Origin of the sequence: Paracoccus sp. MC1854, from assembly GCF_014164635.1 — a bacterium.
GTDB lineage: Bacteria > Pseudomonadota > Alphaproteobacteria > Rhodobacterales > Rhodobacteraceae > Paracoccus.
On sequence record NZ_JACJFU010000006.1, the window covers coordinates 1 to 15,234 of the forward strand.

A 15,234-nucleotide genomic window follows, 5' to 3' on the forward strand; every position below is an offset into this window, starting at 1 on the left:
CTTTGGGCGAAGCGGCCCGCCAGCGGGGCGTAGCGGGCGGCCTCGGGGTCGGCGGCGGTGCCCTGGGCGGCGCGGTCGGCGATGCCCGTGAAGATCACCGCGAAGCGGAAGAGCGCGAAGGCGATGTGGAAGGCTTGGGGCGGGGGAACCTCGGGGTGGACCTCGCGGTAGGCTTCGAAGAACCCGGCCTCGGTGGGGATGCCCTCGGTTTCGGCGCCGAGGATGCCGCCGTATTCCTCGGGCGCGGTGTGGAAGGGCATGGCGGCGAAGCCGAGGTCGGCCAGCGGATGGCCGATGGTGGACAGTTCCCAGTCGAGGACGGCGATCACGCGGGGCTCGGTCGGGTGAATGAGCATGTTGCCCAGCCGGAAGTCGCCATGGGCGATGGAGGACAGCCCGTCGTCGGGCGGCTGCAGTTCGGCCAGCCGTTCCGACAGCGCCAGCAGCACCCTGTCCTCCGCGAAGGAGGAGGCCTCGAGCTGGCTGGTCCAGCGGTGGATCTGGCGGGCGAAGTAGTCGCCGGGGCGGCCGAAGTCCGACAGGCCGATCTCGTCCGGCCGGACCCGGTGAAGCCGGGCAAGAGTGCGGACCATCGACAGGTAGACCTCGCGCCGTTCGGCCGGGGAGAGGTCAGGCAGGCGGCCGTCGGAGAAGACCCGGCCCTCGACGAAGTCCATCAGGTAGAAGGGTGTGCCCAGCAGCGCGGCGTCCTCGTGGAACAGCAGCGCGCGGGGCACCGGCACATCGGTGTCCTCAAGCGCCCGCATCACCCGGAACTCGCGGTCGATGGCATGGGCGCCCTTGAGGATTTCCCCCGCGGGCTGCTTGCGCAGCACCATGCGGCGGGCGCCGTGATCGACGATGAAGGTCGGGTTCGACTGGCCCCCGCCGATGCGCGAAAGGTGCGTCTCGCCGGGGCCGAAGTGCTGGGCCAGGAAGGGATTGAGCCGTTCGGGCGTGACCTCGCTCATGCCTCATCCCCCTCGACCGGCCAGGACCAGAACCCCCGCCCCTCGGCATCGAGGTTGCGGCTGAGAACCATCTTGTGGACCTCGTCCGCGCCATCGACCAGCCGCGCCTGGCGGGCGTAGCGGTAGATCCATTCCAGCGGCGTGTCCTTGGAATAGCCGCGCGCCCCGTTGATCTGGATCGCGGTGTCGGCGGCCTTGTGCAGCAGGTTCGCCACATGGACCTTGGCCATCGAGACCTCTTTCCGGGCATAGCTTCCCTGATCCAGCGCCCAGGCGGCCTTCATCACCAGCAGGCGGCCCACCTCGATCTGCATGGCGAGATCGCCCAGCATGATGCGGATGCTTTCGCGGTTCGACAGCCGCTCGCCGAAGGCGAAGCGTTCATGGGCATAGGTGGTGGCGATCTCGACGCAGCGCTTCGACAGCCCCAGCCAGCGCATGCAGTGGGTCAGCCGCGCCGGCCCCAGCCGCATCTGCGTCAGCTTCAGACCGTCGCCCTCGTTCAGCAGAAGGTTCTCGGCGGGGATCTCCATGTCCTCGAAAACCAGCTCGCAATGGCCGCCGTGTTCCTCGGGCCCCATGATCGGGATGCGCCGCTCGATCCGCCAGCCGGGGGTGTCGCGGTGGAACAGGAAGGCGCTCAGCCCCTTGCGCGGGTCCTCCGAGGTGCGCGCGATCAGCATGAAATGCCCCGCGTCCTCGGCCCCGGTGATGAACCACTTGCGGCCGCGGATCACATAGCTGTCGCCCTGCCGCGTGGCAGTCGTCAGCATCATGCCGCCGGGGTCCGAGCCCGAGCCGGGATGGGGTTCGGTCATCACGAAGGCCGACCGGACGCGGCCATCCACAATGGGCTGCAGCCAGCGCGCCTTCTGTTCGGGCGTGCCGGCCTTTTCCAGCACCATCATGTTGCCGTCGTCGGGCGCGGCCGAGTTGAACACCACGGGGCCGAAGATCGAGCGGTTCATCTCCTCGTAGCAGACCGCCATGCCGATCTTGCCAAGACCCTGCCCGCCGGTTTCCTGCTTGAGTTGCAGGCACCACAGCCCCTCGGCTTTCGCCTTGTCCCGCATCACCTCAAGCACATCAAGGCGGATGTTCTCGTGCGCGTCGTAGTTCGCGCGGTCCTCCTCCAGCGGCAGCAGCTCGTCCTCGACGAAGCGGGCGATGCGGCGGCGGTAATCCTCGATGCGCGGCGGAATGGTGAAATCCATGGGGAACCCTCACAGGCTGGAACAGAGATGGCCGCCATCGACGACGATGGACGATCCGGTCATGTAGCGCGCCCCGTCGGAGCAAAGCAGCCGCAGGGGCGCGTCGAGGTCGCCAAGCTGCCCGAGCCTGCGTTGCGGGATGCGCCGGATCAGCGCCTGGCCCGGTTCGGTCGCGAAGAAGTCGCGGTTCAGGGCCGTCTCGATATAACCGGGGCAGAGCGCGTTCACACGGATGCCGTAGCGCGCCCATTCCAGCGCCAGCGCCTGCGTCAACTGCACCACGGCGGCCTTGGAGGCGGCATAGGCCGCGACATTGCCCGCCACCCGGAAGCCGAGGATCGAGGCTACGTTGACGATGGCGCCGCCGCCCGTGTCGCGCATCCGCCGCGCCGCCGCCTGCGCCACGTGGAAGACACCCTTGACGTTGGTGTCCAGCACGGCGCCGAACTCCTCCGGGTCGGTGTCGATCGCGGGCGCTGTCGCGGTGATGCCGGCGTTGTTCACCACCACGTCGATGCGTCCGGCGACCTGCGCGAAAGCGGCCGCGACAGACGCCGCATCCGCCACGTCCAGCGCCACCGCCTGCGCATCCCCGCCCGAAGCCCGGATCGCATCGACCTGCGCCGCGATCTTCCCCTCGCTGCGGGCGGCCAGAACAACCCGCGCCCCGTCACCCGCAAGAACAGAAGCAAAATGCGCCCCCAGACCGCTCGACGCACCAGTCACGAGAATGGTTCTGGGGGGCATGGAAAGGTCCTTCCTGCGCTTGGGTTCCGCCGATGTTGACGGACTTTCCAACGGAAAGCCAACCCGCCGCCGCTGATTTTCCGCTCGTGTCAGGCCCCGAGGCACCAGCGCATGATCGCCTTCTGCGCGTGCAGGCGGTTCTCGGCCTCGTCCCAGACGACGCTGTTCGGCCCGTCCATGACGGCGGAGGTCACCTCGTCCTCGCGATGAGCGGGCAGGCAGTGCATGAACAGCGCGCCGGGCTTTGCGCGGCCCATCAGCGCCTCGTTCACCTGATAGCCGCGCAATTGGTTGTGCCGCCGCTCTCTGGCGGATTGCGGGTCGTGCATGGACACCCAGGTATCGGTGACGACCAGATCGGCGCCTTCGACGGCCTTCATGGGATCGCGCACGATCTCGGCTTTCACCCCTTGGCCGCGGGCGAAGTCCAGCCATTCGCGTTCCGGGTCCAGCGGCTGCGGTCCGGTGAAGGTGAAGTCGAAGCCGAATTGCCCCGCCGCCTGGATCAGCGAGGCGCAGACGTTGTTGCCGTCGCCTGACCAGACCACCTTGCGCCCGGCGATGGGGCCGCGATGTTCCTCGAAGGTCATCACGTCGGCCATGATCTGGCAGGGATGGGTGCGGTTCGTCAGCCCGTTGATGACGGGAACGCTCGCGTATTCCGCCATCTCCAGCAGCGTCGCCTCTTCGAAGGTGCGAATCATGATGAGATCGACATAGCGGGACAGCACGCGGGCGGTGTCGGCGATGGTCTCGCCGTGGCCCAACTGCATTTCCTGCCCCGACAGCACCATCGTCTGCCCGCCCATCTGCCGCACGCCCAGGTCGAAGCTGACGCGGGTGCGGGTCGAGGGCTTCTCGAAGATCAGCGCCACCATGCGGTTCTTCAGCGGCTGCTCGGCGTCGGGCGTGCCCTTCGGCGCCCCGTTGCGCGCGTCCTTTATCCGCCGCGCATTGTCGATGATGCCGCGCAGGTCGTCCTTGGGCGTGGTGTGAATGTCGAGAAAGCTGTTCATCATGGGTGTCCTGTTCCGTTCCGTCCGGCAGTCGCGGGGCGCTATCGTCGGCGCCCGGCAGACCAGGGGATCGGAACGGAACGAAGGCTCGGGGCGAACAGCGTGATCGGCTTGGGCATGATCGCGGCACTTCACCGGGCCGGCCCCGCGAGGTCAACCCCCCGAAGGCATGTCGTTCCCAGCCGGCGCCCCTTGCCCTTTGGCCGGAACAAGTCAGGCCAGCCCCTTGGGGGGCTGGCCCTTGCCCGGAGTGAGACCACGCACCATGAGCAAGGAAAGGATAGGACGGGGACCGGCCCCGGCTCAACGATGAAGCATCTAAAATGATGCGCATCCCGTCAGCCGCTGCCGATCCTTGGGAAACGGGGCGTCATCCCCCCAACCGAGGTGGCGGCGCAACTGGTAGCCTACCCCGACCGCGTCGGTCGGTCGAAGACCTTGCGCCCCATCAGGCTGCCGATAAGATCCACCATCATCCGCGCCGTCTTGCCCCGCTCGTCGAGGAAAGGATTGAGTTCCACAAGATCCAGCGAAGTCATCAGCCCGCTTTCGTGAATCAGCTCGCAGACCAGATGCGCCTCGCGGAAGGTCGCCCCGCCGGGAACCGTTGTGCCCACCGCCGGCGCGACGGACGGGTCAAGGAAATCCACGTCGAGGCTGACATGCAGCATCCCGTTCGCGGCGCGGACCTTCTCAAGAAAAGCCCGCATCGGCACGGCAAAGCCGAACTCGTCCAGCACCCGCATGTCGTTGACCACGATCTCGGAGGCTTCCAGCGCCGCGTGCTCTGCCGGATCGACGCTGCGGATGCCGAACAGGCAGATGTTCTCCTCGGGGACCGGGGCCGGGAAGGGGGGGAAGGCGCCGAATCCCGGCCGCCCTGTCAGATAGGCCAGCGGAGTCCCGTGCAGATTCCCTGACTCGGTCGTCTCGACGCTGTGGATGTCGGAATGCGCGTCCAGCCACAGCACGAACAGGGGCCGCCCCCGCGCCCTGGCATGGGCCGCCACGCCCGCGACCGATCCCAGCGACAGCGAATGGTCGCCCCCCATGAAGATCGGCATCCCCTCGGCCATTGCCCCCTCGCCCGCATGGGCCAGCGCGCGGGTCCAGGCGAGCGTCTCGGGCAACCCGCGAACCGCAGTGTTCGACGTGGTCTCGGTCCCCAGCGGCCCGAGCGCCAGGTCGCCCCGGTCCTCGACCCTGTGGCCCAAGGCCTGCAGCGTCCGCCCGATCCCGGCGACGCGAAAGGCCGCCGGTCCCATCAGGCAACCGGGCCGCTGCTGGCCGCTGTCCACGGGGGCGCCGATCAGGATGCAATGGGTCATGGAGGCCTCGCGGATGTACCGGGGCGAGGGTGGGGGCGCGCGGCCCCAAGGTCAACCGCGCGCCAGCGCGACCCCCGCCGTCGCGATCAGCCCCACGCCCGACAGGAACAGCAGCACCAGCGCCGCCCGCCGGATCGCCAGCGGGGACACCGGCGGCGGAAACCGCCGCGCCGCCCATGTTCCGAAAGCCACCGCCAGCAGCGCGCCGGCCAGCGCCACCGCCGTCAGTCGGTCGAAGCTGCGGTCCGCCACCGTCAGCACCAGCCGGAAGGCCTGGGTGATGACGAAATAGCTCACCAGCGTCACTCGGATCGTGTCCAGCGCCAGCGGCTGGCGATACAAGAGCCAGATCAGCGGCGGCCCCGAGGTCGCGAACAGCCCCCCCATGATCCCGCCGGTCGCCCCCGCGATGCCGAAGGCCGGGGTGGGCGAGCGGTCGTCCCAAGGCTGCGGCCGGTGCACCAGTTGCAGCGCCGCCGCCGCGATGAAGACACCCAGGATCAGCCGCAGCCATTCCAGCGCCGAGCCCACCATCCATTGCAGCAGCCAGTAGCCCAGCGCGATCATCGGCACCGCGCCGACGACGGCCGCGATCACCGCCTTGCGGTCGGCATGGTGGTGGTCGCGCCACAGCACCATCGCTCCGTTCAGCAGCACCAGGACCGAGATGATCTGCGCCGTCACCGGCACCGGCAACAGGCCGAACAGCGTCGTCCCGCTCATCACGATCAACCCCAGCGCGAAGCCGGTCAGAGTCTGGGACCACGCGCCGAGCGCCGCCAGCCCCCAGAAGGCCAGCAGCGCGGTCCAGCCGACCTCAGTCACGGACGCCTTGGAACCGCTCCTGCCATTCGTCGCGCTGCTCGTCGGTGATCTTGGCGAACAGCACCTCGGGCACCTCGAAGGCATGGCCGGCGGTCAAGGTGTCCAGCGCGGCAGTCACGTTGTCGGGCCAACTGCGGTCTTGCGTCCGCATCGCGGCCAGCATCGAGTCGGCGGCGAAGGGGATGAAGGGCGCGGACAGCACCGCGTAAAAGCGGATCAGGTTGATGCCCAGCCGCACCTGCATTGCGGCCCTTTCAGGGTCGGTCTTGAAGCTGGACCAGGGCGCAGCCGATTGCAGGTATTCGTTGCCCAAGCCCCAGATCGCGCGCAGCTCGTTCGCGGCCTTGCGGACCTCCATCGCCTCCATGAAGCCCTCGTAGGCGCGGATGCGGCTGGTCAGGGCCTTGATCAGCGCCTGTTCCTCGGGACCGTGGGCGCCGCCCTCAGGGATCGTCTCGCCGAACTTGGACCGGCAGAACTTGGTGATGCGGCTGACGAAGTTGCCCAGAATGTCCGCGAGATCCTTGTTCACCGAGACCTGGAAGTTTTCCCAAGTGAACTCGGCGTCCGAACCCTCGGGCGCGTGGGACAACAGCCACCAGCGCCAGTAATCGGCGGGCAGGATCGACAGCGCCTGGTCTTGGAATACCCCGCGCCCCTGCGAGGTCGAGAACTGCCCGCCGTCATAGGTCAGGTAGTTGAAGGACTTGATGTAATCGACCAGCTTCCATGGCTCGCTCGAGCCGATGATCGTCGCGGGGAAGGACAGCGTGTGGAAGGGCACGTTGTCCTTGCCCATGAACTGGGTGTAGCGCACGTCCTCGGCGCCCTCGTCCAGACGCCACCAGCGGCGCCATTCCCCGGCGGGCTTGCCGTGCGCATCAGCCCATTCGGCAGTGGCCGCAATGTATTCGATGGGGGCGTCGAACCAGACGTAGAAGACCTTGCCCTCCATCCCCGGCCAGGGCTGGTCGCCCTTGCGGACGGGAATGCCCCAGTCGAGGTCGCGGGTGATGCCCCGGTCCTGCAGGCCGTCGCCGTCGTTCAGCCATTTCCGGGCGATCGAGGTCGTCAGGATCGGCCAGTCGGTCTTGCTGTCGATCCAGTCCGAAAGCTCCTGCCGCAAGGCCGACTGGCGCAGGTAGAGGTGCTTGGTCTCGCGAATTTCCAGGTCGGTCGAGCCGCTGATCGCCGAGCGCGGCTCGATCAGGTCGGTCGGATCGAGCTGCTTGGTGCAGTTTTCACACTGGTCGCCGCGGGCCTTGTCATAGCCGCAATTGGGGCAGGTGCCCTCGATGTAGCGGTCGGGCAGGAAGCGGCCGTCGGCGTTGGAATAGACCTGCCGTTCGGAAACCTCGGCGATCAGGCCGTTCTGATCCAGCTTGCCCGCGAAATGCTGGGTCAGGCGGTGGTTCTGGGGACTGGAGGAGCGCCCGAAATGGTCGAAGGACAGGCCGAAGCGGCGGGCGATGTCGGCCTGCACCTGATGCATCTCGGCGCAGAAGACCTCGATCGGCTTGCCCGCCATGGCGGCGGCGAGTTCCGCGGGGGTGCCATGCTCGTCCGTGGCACAAAGGAACATCACCTCGCACCCGCGCCCGCGCTGGTAGCGGGCGAAGAGGTCTGCAGGCAACTGGCTGCCAACGAGGTTCCCCAGGTGTTTGATGCCGTTGATATAGGGGATGGCGGAGGTGATGAGATGGCGGGCCATTGGGGCTCCTGAAGGCAGGTCGGGGGCTGTTTACCCAAGGGGCGCAGTCATTGCCAGCGGCAGGTCGTTGTTTCGAATGCGCGGTAGTTCGGGTCTGGGCAGGGCAGCGATACGTGTCCATGATGGGGCAACAGGTTATTTCAAGGAGAGTTTTCCATGATCCGCTTTCTGATTTCCGCCGCGCTTGCGCTGGCTGCGGCAACAGTCGCCGCACGGGCCGACGATCTCTATTACATCGAGGGTTATCGCAACAACTGCCCGATGGAGGCGGGGGGCGAGGGCATCATCTCTGTCGGCGCGGGCAGGTTCAGCATCACCGAAAACCATTACGAGCGCGTCACCGGGCGGCAGGGGCTTGCCGATGGCTGGCAACGCGCGACCTGGGCCTGCATGTCCGAGGGTGAGGAATGTGGGCAAGAGCAGGTCGACCTGCGGATCACGGAGGCACGGATCGACATACGGTTCGGAGAAGGCCGGAGCTTCTCGGGAACTCGCTGTCCGGGTTGAGGGATCAGGTCGCTGCCGGCGATGGCATCCGATCAGATGGGGCGCTGCCCCTGCCATGCGTTGCACGGCTTCCCCGGGATATTTTTATCCGGCCCGAGCAGCAGGAAAATGGTCCAGAACTCGCTGGTCGAAAGGTGGCTTTGGCTGATCGAAGCGCGTCGCGGGCGCATTTCAGCCATGGCGAGGCCCTTGGATCAGGAGGCGCAGCGGCTGAAGGCTGGAGAAATGATGACGGGCGGTTGTGGAGTCATTGCGCTTGTCCGGGTAAAAGGACGCCCCGTTCCGGCGGTGAAGCAGGGAACAAGGGCGCCTCGGTCCGGAGCGGTCATCGGCGTCCCCGCCTGTACCGCGACTCCGACTTTCCCACTGGAGGATTAAGAAATCCCTAAATCGCTTGGGTCAAACGGAAATCTTCTCGGGAAGTGATGGGCGCATGGTCCCATTGATGGGGCAGGGAGCCCCAGCCAGGAACCGTGGCGCCGACGCGGAAGGGCTTGCCCTTACCGCCGGCGGTCCCGCCGGGCGCTCATCGGCTGGAAGGCCACACCGACATGGGCGTCGCAATAGGGCTTGCCGGCCTGGCTGGGCAGGCCGCAGAACCAGAACTTGTCGGTCGCCGGGTCGCCGATCGGCCATTTGCAGGTGCGCTCGGTCAGTTCCATCAGCGATAGCTTCAGGGCGCGCTTCTCGACCTCGCGAACCGAGGCCAGCGTCTCGGGCGAGATCTCGTTGGCCGAGGGCTGCGGCGGCAGCGGCTGGCCCGCGGGCACGATCGGACGGCGAGGGATGAAGACCGGCTGCGGCGCGGGCTCGGGCTGCGGGGGGGCTTCCGCCTCGGGCTCGGGCTGGGGGGGCGCGGGGCGCTCGGCAGGGGGTGCCTCGGCCACAGGGGCGACGACGGGCTCGGGCGTTGGCTCGGGGGCAGGGGCGGCGGGCTGCTCCTCGCTCTCGGTGCGGTTCGACAGGCCCAGGCGGTGGACCTTGCCGATCACGGCGTTGCGGGTGACGCCGCCAAGCTCCTTGGCGATCTGGCTGGCCGACTGGCCTTCTGCCCACATGCGTTTCAGCGTCTCGACGCGGTCGTCGGTCCAGGACATGGGTTGCTCCTTGGCGGCTGTCGGGCTTGCACAAGCCGCGGCGCGCGGTTCTAACCGGGAATGCCCGGAAATAGCGCCCCGCGCCCGCAGTTTCAAGGATCGCCGTCATGCCTCGTCCCGCCCCTGCCGACTATGGCGCCATGCCCGTCCGCCGCTTCGGCCGGATCAACTGGCTGGGAACGGCCACGCTGGCCGCGCGCGAGATCCAGCGCTTCATGACCGTCTGGCAGCAGACGGTGCTGGCGCCGCTGATGACGGCGGGGCTGTTCGTTGTGGTCTTCGTCGTGGCGCTGGGGCGCGGCCGGGGCGAGGTCATGGGCCTGCCCTTTGTCGAGTTCCTCGGCCCCGGCATCCTGATGATGACGGTGATCCAGACGGCTTTCGCCAACAGCTCGTCGTCCATCATCTCGGCCAAGATGCAGGGCAATATCGTGGACACGCTGATGCCGCCCCTGTCGGCGGCCGAGATCCTGGCGGGCTACCTGACCGGCAGCCTGGTCCGGGCGCTGCTAGTCGCAACGGTGATCGGGATCGGGCTGGCGCTGCTGGTCGGCCATCCGCCCGCGCATCCGTGGGCGGCGCTGGCCTTCATCCTGCTAGGGGCGCTGATGCTGGGGGGCTTGGGCATCCTTGGCGGGATCATCGCGCAGAAGTTCGACCAGATGGCGGCGCTGACGAACTTCGTGGTGACGCCGCTGTCCTTCCTGTCGGGCACCTTCTATTCCGTGCAGGCGCTGCCCGAACCCTTCCGCAGCCTGTCCCACTGGAACCCGATATTCTACCTGATCGACGGCGCGCGCCATGGCTTTGCCGGCGTCAGCGATGCGCCCATGGCCCGGGGGCTGCTGGTCTGCCTGCTGACGGTGGTGGCGGTCAACGGGCTGGCATGGTGGTGGCTGCGCACCGGTTTCCGCATGAAAGCGTAACGTGGCGTTGAAGCTGGCAGCGTCGCTTGGTAACGCTGCCCGCATGACGACGATTCGACCTGATCTGCGACGCTGATGCGTCCCGCCGCGCGCCTTGCCTGACAGGGCCGTTCGTTCGTCTGAAATCCAGCAAAAGCCAAGGGACCGACCCATGATCGACGCCGTCCTGCCGACCTACAACCGCGCGCCCCTCGCCTTTGACCGGGGCGAGGGCGCCTGGGCCATTGCCGTGGACGGCACCCGATACCTCGACCTCGGCGCGGGCATCGCGGTCAACGCGCTGGGCCATGCGAATCCCGATCTGGTCACGGCACTGACCGAGCAGGCGGGCCGGATCTGGCACGTTTCCAACCTTTACCAGATCCCCCAGCAGCAGCGGCTGGCCGAGTTGCTGGTGGACAGAACCTTCGCCGATACGGTCTTCGTGACGAACTCGGGCACCGAGGCGGCGGAACTGGCGATCAAGATGGTCCGCAAATACTGGTCCGAGAATGGCCAGCCTGACCGGATCGAGATCCTGACCTTCGAGGGCGCCTTCCACGGCCGGTCCACTGGCGCCATCGCGGCCGCCGGGTCCGAGAAGATGACGAGGGGCTACGGCCCCCTGATGCCGGGATTCCGCACGTTGCCCTGGGGGGACATGGCGGCGCTGGAGGCGGCGATTTCCGACCGGACGGCGGCGGTGATGCTGGAGCCGCTGCAGGGCGAGGGCGGCATCCGCCCGATGGCGGACGAGGAGCTGCGCCGGGTCCGCGCGCTGTGCGACCAGACGGGCGCGCTGCTGGTGCTGGACGAGGTGCAATGCGGCATGGGCCGGACGGGGCGGCTGTTCGCGCATGAATGGGCGGGGATCACGCCCGACATCATGATGGTCGCCAAGGGCATCGGGGGGGGCTTTCCGCTGGGCGCGGTGCTGGCCACCGAAGAAGCCGCCAGCGGCATGGGCGTCGGCAGCCACGGGTCCACCTATGGCGGCAACCCGCTGGCCTGCGCGGTGGGCATCCGGGTGATGGAGATCATCGCGGACGAGGCTTTTCTGGCCGAGGTGAACCGCAAGGGGGCGCTCTTCCGGCAGAAGCTGGAAGGGCTTGTGGCGGCCCATCCCGATGTCTTCGAGGGCGTGCGCGGGGTCGGGCTGATGCTGGGCCTGCGCTGCAAGCTCGCCCCGACCGAGGTGGTCAGCGCCGCCTATGACGAGCATCTGCTGACGGTGCCCGCGGCGGACAATGTGGTGCGGCTGCTGCCGCCCTTGAACATTTCCGACGAGGAGATTTCCGAAGCGGTGGCGCGGCTGCACCGCGCGGCGGCTTCGCTGGAGGGATGAGGCGGAAGGGGCTTTGCCCCTGCGCCATGCGTGCGGGGGCTTTGCCCCCGTCCCCCCCGGATATTTGGGCAAAGAAGAAGCTCAGGCGAGTTCGTGGCGCCAGGGCGGGTTCGCGCCGGGGCGCGAGACGGTGACGGCGGCGGCCCGCGCGGCGTGGGACAGGGCTGCGGTTAGGGTCGGCGCGTCGAGGTCATCCAGCCTGTGCAGGGCGCCTGCGCGGGAAAGCGCGTCGAGGATGCCGGCGTTGAAGGTGTCGCCTGCGCCGATGGTGTCGGCCACGGTGACGGGAATGGCTGGCACTTCGACCCTGTGGCGGGGGGTGATTGCGGCGGCGCCCTGCGCGCCCCTGGTCATCAGGACCAGGCGGGTGCCGCGGGCGAGCAGGTCGCGGGCGATTGCCTCGTGGTTCGTTCCGGGCCAGAGACAGCCGCAGTCGTCGGCGGAGAGCTTGATGATCGCGGCAAGGCCGAAGAGTCGGTCGAGCCGGGCGCGGAGAGCGGGTTCGTCGGTGATGAAAAACGGGCGCAGGTTCGGGTCGAGCATGACCGGTACGCCGCTAGCGGCCGCACGTTCGGCGAATGTTTCCACGGTCGCGCCGCACGGCTCGGCGGCCAGGCTGATTCCGCCGATGAACAGCGCCTGCAGGTCCGGGGGCAGGGACGGCAGGTCGCCTGCGGAGAACATCCGGCCCGCCGAGCCTTCGTCGTGGAAGGTGTAGCGCGCCTCGCCCCTCGCAAGGCTGACGAGGGCGAGGGTCGTCGGACGGTCGCTGCGGGGGCAGGCGGAGGTATCCACGCCCGCCTCGGCCAGCGGGCGCAGCAGGAGATTGGCGAAGCCGTCGCGTGAGATCGGCCACAGGAATCCCGCGCTTGCGCCAAGGCGGCCGAGGGCAAGGGCAGTGTTGTAGACCGAGCCGCCGGGCAGCGGCCGAAAGGCTCTGTCCGGCTGCGGAACCATGTCGATCAGCGCTTCGCCCGTGCAAAGGATCATCGGCCCGTCCCCGATGGTGCCGTCATGCGGTCTGAAGCGGTAGGGAAAGCGCCTGCACTGCGGGATCTGCGAGCCAAGGCGCCTCAGGGGGCGCCTGAGCCGATGCATGGCGGACCGGCGCGAAGATGCCCGGCGCAGATCCTGCTGCGCCGAGACGGATGCCGCCGCCTTCGCTGGCGACCAGCAGGATCGCCGCCGCCAGCAGCGCCACGATGACGGCAAGCGCGATCTTCCAGACCGACCAGGGGCGGTCGCCCTGCACCCGCCCGGACTGGCCGTTGACGACGAAGCGATAGCTTTTACCGTTGTATTTGTAGGCCGCGAGCCAGACCGGCAACAGGACGTGCTTGAAGGTCTCGTTGCTGTGGTCGGTGTCCATCGCCTCGATCCGCTGGACGTCGCCGCCGATGTCGCGGCGCACGTCCATGGCGATCACGCCCGCCATCTCCTGCCGGGCGATGGCGTGGCCGTCGGTCAGGGGAACCGTGTAACCCTCGGCCTGGAAGCCCGAAAGATAGCGGGGATCGTAGGCGGCGAGGTGCGACAGGTCCCAGGGGGCCAGCGCGTCGGTGTAGCGGCGGGGCAGCGAGGTCGAGGCGAGGATCAGCACGTCGTTGAAGGACCGCGCGACCCGGCCCGCGGCGCGGGACCAGCGGGTGCGCTGGACCTGCTGGGGAACGCGCTGCGTGCGGCCGTTCACCTCTTGGGTGATGTAGACGGTTTCGTAATAGTGGTCGCCGCGCTGGCCGTGATAGGCGGTGCGGGTGTCGGCGTCGAAGGTCCAGAAGGGCGAATAGACGCCCTGCATCCTGCGCCCCTTGCGGGCGTATTGCTGAAGGCCGTTCGGTGCGAACCAGAGGCCCTTGAGCCAGGTATCCAGCGCCCCGCGTGCCTGGTCCTGCGTGAGAACGAAGGGAAGGACTCCCTGCGGTTTGATGAGGCGGGTGGTGCCGGTGTCGGTGACGACCGGGGTGGCGCAGAAAGGGCAGCGGCCGGCATGGGTGTCGGTGCCACGCTCGATCTTCGCGCCGCAGTTGGGGCAGGAGAGGGTGCGGACGGTTTCCGTCAGGTCACTGCGATCGTCGAGGCGGAGACCCCGCTCCAGCGGGATTTCCTGCAGTTGCGGCGATTTGTGGCCCGCGTCCCACTGGATCGCGCGGCCAGTGGCCGGATCGCGCAGGAGCAGGTCCTGTTCTTCGGGCTGGCGGGCGGGGGCGCGGTCGGCGCCGGGAGAGATGCGCTGCAGGTGGCCGCAATAGGGGCAGGCCAGCGCGTCCTGGCCGGGCGCGAACTGCAGGCTGCCGCCGCAGCTTTCGCAAGGGTAGCGGTGTTCGATCTGCGGTGTGGGCATCGGCTCGGGTCCGCTGGCGGAGACACAGGACCGGGGGCCAGCCCCCGGACCCCCGGGATATTTGGGCAAAGAAGAAAAAGCAGGGCTATTTCTGCGGCAGCGGCGGAGGCAGCATGGTGAAGAGCTGGGCGAGGGCGGGAACGTCGTCGGCTTCCTTCCAGCCGTCCTGACCAGGGGTCCAGACCAGCGTGTCGCGGGTGAAGCGGCCCTCGTTCATCAGGCGGCCGAGGTCGGCCTTGCCATAGGGGCCGCCGGGCTGGCCATCCAGCGCGACGTGCCAGACCGGTTCCGAGGGGATCGGCGGGGGCGCGATCATGTTGGGCTGTTGCGCCGGAACCTGCGGCGGCTGCGGCGAAGCCGGACCCCAAGGGCCGCGCAGCATCCCGCCAGCCATGCCCATGCCGAGGGCCGCACCCATCCCGGCACCGATGCCCGCGCCCATGCTGGTATCGCGGGTCGAGGCGTTCAGCATGGATTCCGCCTGAGCGTAATGGCCAAAGCGGCTGAGATCGCCCACGATCCCCATCGAGGTGCGCTTGTCGAGCATCCGCTCGACCTCGTCGGGGAGGCTGATGTTCTCGATATAGAATTCGGGGATCGTGAGGCCGTATTGGGCGACGGTAGGCTCGATGGCGGTGGCGACGATCTTCCCCAGATCCTGCGTGTTCGCGGCCATGTCGAGGACCGGGATGCCCGAGGAGGCGATCACGCGCGAGAATTCCTGCACGATCACGTTGCGAAGCTGGTAGCTGATCTCGTCTGCGGTGAACTCTCCGTCGGTGCCCACGATTTCGGACATGAAGCGGGCGGGGTCGGTCACGCGCATCGAATAGGTGCCGAAGGCGCGCAGGCGGACGGGGCCGAATTCGGGATCGCGGGCGATGATGGGGTTGCGGGTGCCCCATTTCTGGTCGTTGAAGCGCGTCGTGTTGACGAAGTAGATTTCCGACTTGAACGGGCTGCGGAAGCCGTGATGCCAGTGCTGAAGCCGCGTCAGCACCGGCATGTTGTTGGTTTCCAGCATGTAGAGGCCGGGGCCGAAGGTGTCGGCCAACTGCCCCTCGTGGACGAAGACGGCGGCCTGGCCTTCGCGCACGGTCAGCTTGGCGCCGTACTTGATCGCGCGGCCGCGGGTTTCATAGCGCCAGACCATCGTGTCGCGGGTGTCGTCCACCCATTCGATGACGTCGATGAACTCTCCGGTCAGGAAGTCGAGGACCATGGTTT

The 15,234-nt window shown here is 67.9% G+C and carries 15 protein-coding genes; 3 read left to right on the top strand and 12 right to left on the bottom strand.

Translation table 11 applies throughout. The features are described 5' to 3' along the window. The 7 genes from H5395_RS06690 to metG form a co-directional block, all read right to left on the bottom strand. A partial coding sequence (locus H5395_RS06690) for a phosphotransferase family protein (RefSeq protein ID WP_182791803.1) occupies positions 1–971 on the bottom strand: 971 nt, incomplete at its 3' end. Then, the gene (locus H5395_RS06695) at positions 968–2,185 is read right to left on the bottom strand and encodes an acyl-CoA dehydrogenase family protein (protein WP_182791804.1); all 1,218 of its coding nucleotides are present in this window, start codon (positions 2,183–2,185) and stop codon (positions 968–970) included. The genes H5395_RS06690 and H5395_RS06695, both read right to left, overlap by 4 nt. Positions 2,186–2,194: 9 nt before the next feature. Then, a complete protein-coding gene (locus H5395_RS06700) occupies positions 2,195–2,932 on the bottom strand; it encodes an SDR family NAD(P)-dependent oxidoreductase (RefSeq protein WP_182791805.1) in 738 nt (245 codons plus the stop codon). A gap of 89 nt (positions 2,933–3,021) precedes the next feature. Next, the gene (argF, locus tag H5395_RS06705) at positions 3,022–3,948 is read right to left on the bottom strand and encodes an ornithine carbamoyltransferase (protein ID WP_182791979.1); all 927 of its coding nucleotides are present in this window, start codon (positions 3,946–3,948) and stop codon (positions 3,022–3,024) included. 407 nt (positions 3,949–4,355) lie between these two features. Next, on the bottom strand, positions 4,356–5,276 hold the full coding sequence (rocF, locus tag H5395_RS06710; RefSeq protein ID WP_182791806.1) for an arginase: 921 nt from the start codon (positions 5,274–5,276) through the stop codon (positions 4,356–4,358). Between the two features lie 51 nt (positions 5,277–5,327). Continuing rightward, positions 5,328–6,101 (bottom strand): sulfite exporter TauE/SafE family protein, encoded by a 774-nt coding sequence (locus H5395_RS06715; RefSeq protein ID WP_182791807.1) that lies wholly within the window; start codon positions 6,099–6,101, stop codon positions 5,328–5,330. Continuing rightward, positions 6,094–7,812, bottom strand: coding sequence for a methionine--tRNA ligase (gene metG, locus H5395_RS06720; RefSeq protein ID WP_182791808.1), 1,719 nt, complete (start codon positions 7,810–7,812; stop codon positions 6,094–6,096). Before metG ends, H5395_RS06715 begins: the two co-directional genes overlap by 8 nt. A gap of 156 nt (positions 7,813–7,968) precedes the next feature. Between metG and H5395_RS06725 the strand changes: the two genes are divergently transcribed. Beyond that, positions 7,969–8,319 (top strand): hypothetical protein, encoded by a 351-nt coding sequence (locus H5395_RS06725; RefSeq protein WP_182791809.1) that lies wholly within the window; start codon positions 7,969–7,971, stop codon positions 8,317–8,319. A 32-nt stretch (positions 8,320–8,351) separates the two neighbouring features. On the opposite strand, the gene H5395_RS06730 is transcribed toward H5395_RS06725, so the two are convergent. Together H5395_RS06730 and H5395_RS06735 are read right to left on the bottom strand one after the other, a co-directional pair. Beyond that, complete coding sequence (locus H5395_RS06730) at positions 8,352–8,498, bottom strand: hypothetical protein (protein WP_182791810.1); 147 nt, start codon at positions 8,496–8,498, stop codon at positions 8,352–8,354. A gap of 321 nt (positions 8,499–8,819) precedes the next feature. Beyond that, entirely contained in the window at positions 8,820–9,416 is a 597-nt protein-coding gene (locus tag H5395_RS06735) for a GcrA family cell cycle regulator (RefSeq protein ID WP_182791811.1), read from the bottom strand. Positions 9,417–9,523: 107 nt separating this feature from the next. Here H5395_RS06735 and H5395_RS06740 point away from each other — a divergent pair, with 107 nt between their 5' ends. Together H5395_RS06740 and H5395_RS06745 are read left to right on the top strand one after the other, a co-directional pair. Next, entirely contained in the window at positions 9,524–10,342 is an 819-nt protein-coding gene (locus H5395_RS06740) for an ABC transporter permease (RefSeq protein WP_255440551.1), read from the top strand. 151 nt (positions 10,343–10,493) lie between these two features. Next, on the top strand, positions 10,494–11,666 hold the full coding sequence (locus tag H5395_RS06745) for an aspartate aminotransferase family protein (RefSeq protein WP_182791812.1): 1,173 nt from the start codon (positions 10,494–10,496) through the stop codon (positions 11,664–11,666). 81 nt (positions 11,667–11,747) lie between these two features. On the opposite strand, the gene H5395_RS06750 is transcribed toward H5395_RS06745, so the two are convergent. The 3 genes from H5395_RS06750 to H5395_RS06760 form a co-directional block, all read right to left on the bottom strand. After that, positions 11,748–12,656, bottom strand: a complete 909-nt coding sequence (locus tag H5395_RS06750; RefSeq protein ID WP_182791813.1) for a carbohydrate kinase — start codon at positions 12,654–12,656, stop codon at positions 11,748–11,750. Positions 12,657–12,678: 22 nt separating this feature from the next. Beyond that, the gene (locus tag H5395_RS06755) at positions 12,679–14,007 is read right to left on the bottom strand and encodes a zinc ribbon domain-containing protein (protein WP_234450689.1); all 1,329 of its coding nucleotides are present in this window, start codon (positions 14,005–14,007) and stop codon (positions 12,679–12,681) included. Positions 14,008–14,092: 85 nt separating this feature from the next. Next, positions 14,093–15,229, bottom strand: coding sequence for an SPFH domain-containing protein (locus H5395_RS06760; protein WP_182791814.1), 1,137 nt, complete (start codon positions 15,227–15,229; stop codon positions 14,093–14,095). Positions 15,230–15,234 lie beyond the last annotated feature (5 nt).

Coding starts and splice junctions, on each gene's coding strand:
- H5395_RS06695 (WP_182791804.1), bottom strand. CDS start 2,185: ATGGATTTCACCATTCCGCCGCGCATCGAGGATTACCGCCGCCGCATC.
- H5395_RS06700 (WP_182791805.1), bottom strand. CDS start 2,932: ATGCCCCCCAGAACCATTCTCGTGACTGGTGCGTCGAGCGGTCTGGGG.
- argF (WP_182791979.1), bottom strand. CDS start 3,948: ATGAACAGCTTTCTCGACATTCACACCACGCCCAAGGACGACCTGCGC.
- rocF (WP_182791806.1), bottom strand. CDS start 5,276: ATGACCCATTGCATCCTGATCGGCGCCCCCGTGGACAGCGGCCAGCAG.
- metG (WP_182791808.1), bottom strand. CDS start 7,812: ATGGCCCGCCATCTCATCACCTCCGCCATCCCCTATATCAACGGCATC.
- H5395_RS06725 (WP_182791809.1), top strand. CDS start 7,969: ATGATCCGCTTTCTGATTTCCGCCGCGCTTGCGCTGGCTGCGGCAACA.
- H5395_RS06730 (WP_182791810.1), bottom strand. CDS start 8,498: ATGGCTGAAATGCGCCCGCGACGCGCTTCGATCAGCCAAAGCCACCTT.
- H5395_RS06735 (WP_182791811.1), bottom strand. CDS start 9,416: ATGTCCTGGACCGACGACCGCGTCGAGACGCTGAAACGCATGTGGGCA.
- H5395_RS06740 (WP_255440551.1), top strand. CDS start 9,524: ATGCCTCGTCCCGCCCCTGCCGACTATGGCGCCATGCCCGTCCGCCGC.
- H5395_RS06745 (WP_182791812.1), top strand. CDS start 10,494: ATGATCGACGCCGTCCTGCCGACCTACAACCGCGCGCCCCTCGCCTTT.
- H5395_RS06750 (WP_182791813.1), bottom strand. CDS start 12,656: ATGATCCTTTGCACGGGCGAAGCGCTGATCGACATGGTTCCGCAGCCG.
- H5395_RS06755 (WP_234450689.1), bottom strand. CDS start 14,007: ATGCCCACACCGCAGATCGAACACCGCTACCCTTGCGAAAGCTGCGGC.
- H5395_RS06760 (WP_182791814.1), bottom strand. CDS start 15,229: ATGGTCCTCGACTTCCTGACCGGAGAGTTCATCGACGTCATCGAATGG.